The organism is Psychrobacter sp. (assembly GCF_035469765.1).
In the GTDB taxonomy this organism is placed as follows: Bacteria; Pseudomonadota; Gammaproteobacteria; order Pseudomonadales; family Moraxellaceae; genus Psychrobacter.
Genome location: NZ_DATIRM010000342.1, coordinates 1 through 1,587 on the forward strand (window position 1 = coordinate 1; position 1,587 = coordinate 1,587).

The following is a 1,587-nucleotide window of genomic DNA, read 5'->3' on the forward strand; positions in this document are numbered from 1 at the left end:
CTAGACCGTGAGCGCGCTATTAGTATTACCGTGCAGCCTGCCAATGGCGAGCTGGGTGATTTGGTACAGGCAGTCAAAAACATACCGAGTATGCAAACGCTACCTGCCTCCATTACCATCATCGACCAAGGGCAAGCAGAAAATATGGCTGAGTTATTCAGCGGCTTTGTGATTGCGATGTCAGTCGGTGTGGTCTGCATTTTAGGCGTTCTTATTTTATTATTTGGGCGTATCTTGCAGCCCTTTACTATTCTGATGGCATTGCCATTATCTATTGGTGGTGCCTTTGTCGGTTTGGTGATTACTAATAGCAGTCTGTCGATGCCATCAATGATTGGGTTTATTATGCTGATGGGTATTGCGACCAAAAACTCTATCTTGTTGGTCGATTATGCATTGATTGCGCAGCGCCGCGGTCTGGCTCGTTTTGAGGCTATTGTTGATTCATGCCGTAAGCGCGCGCGTCCAATTATTATGACCACTATCGCGATGGGCGCTGGTATGTTGCCGTTGGTATTTGGTTGGGGTGATGCTGATCCTACTTTTAGGCGACCGATGGCAGCAGCGGTACTGGGTGGTCTGGTGACGTCTACGCTGTTGAGCTTAGTCGTCATTCCAGTCGTCTATACGCTGATGGATGACCTATCAGGATGGTTTGGTAAATGGCTTGTGCCAAGTGGCAAAGAGCAGGCACCGACGGATAGTAAAATATGATTTGATGCCTCTATTTGGTCATATACATGACATAGTGTTAGCAATGCTGATGCTATATCTAAAACAGATAAGCCCATACTTATTGATTAAGTATGGGCTTGTTGTCATTATATAAGAACACAATCACAAAGGATGTGATTGTCCTGCCATTTACTATCGCAAAGGAATGTCACTATGAATCAAACGACCCTCTCGACAGTCATGCTGTCCTCTCGAAAGCCTCTACTAGCGTTAATTATAGGCATATTAAGTATCGCCAGCAGTCATGCGTTGACTTACGATATCGACCCCACCCATACCAATGTACGCTTTGCCATTGACCACTTCAATACCTCTACCAACACGGGTGGCTTTTATAATTTAACTGGACAGCTAGATTATGACCCAGCTGCTAAGACTGGTAATATCTCGCTGGTAATCCCTCTAAACAGCTTAAATACAGGTAATACGGCATTTGATATCACACTCAAAAGCGCAGATTTTTTCGATATTGAGCAATTTCCACTGGCTCAATTTGAGTCCACCAAGTGGTATTTTGAGACTGATGGTAGTGTCTCGAATGTCAGCAAGGTCGATGGTATGTTGACACTACACGGTAAGACCAATCCCATTACGTTAACAGCCACCAAGTTCAATTGCTACCCAAACCCGATCCTGAAAAAATCAGTTTGCGGTGGCGACTTTATAACGACTATTGACCGGACGAAGTGGGGCATTAGCAAATACACTTTATTAGGCATGACAAAGAAGGTTGAATTGAATATTCAAATTGAAGCAGTAAAGTAACAACTGATATTCTAATTATTTATTGTTATTTAATGTAATAGCATTATTTTATGTTAAGTAGTTTGTTGTAAAACGAACAATAAAATA

At 42.8% G+C, this 1,587-nt stretch carries 2 protein-coding genes; both read left to right on the plus strand.

Going from position 1 to position 1,587, the window contains the following annotated elements; translation table 11 throughout:
• Positions 1-714 (plus strand): efflux RND transporter permease subunit (locus tag VLN09_RS09460; RefSeq protein ID WP_325245921.1); only part of this gene is annotated, 714 nt, incomplete at its 5' end.
• Positions 715-888: 174 nt separating this feature from the next.
• Positions 889-1,500 (plus strand): YceI family protein, encoded by a 612-nt coding sequence (locus VLN09_RS09465; RefSeq protein WP_325245923.1) that lies wholly within the window; start codon positions 889-891, stop codon positions 1,498-1,500.
• The last annotated feature ends 87 nt before the right edge of the window (positions 1,501-1,587 follow it).

Bases quoted from the DNA above. Each gene is read 5' to 3' on its own strand.
- VLN09_RS09465 (WP_325245923.1), top strand. From the start codon at position 889: ATGAATCAAACGACCCTCTCGACAGTCATGCTGTCCTCTCGAAAGCCT.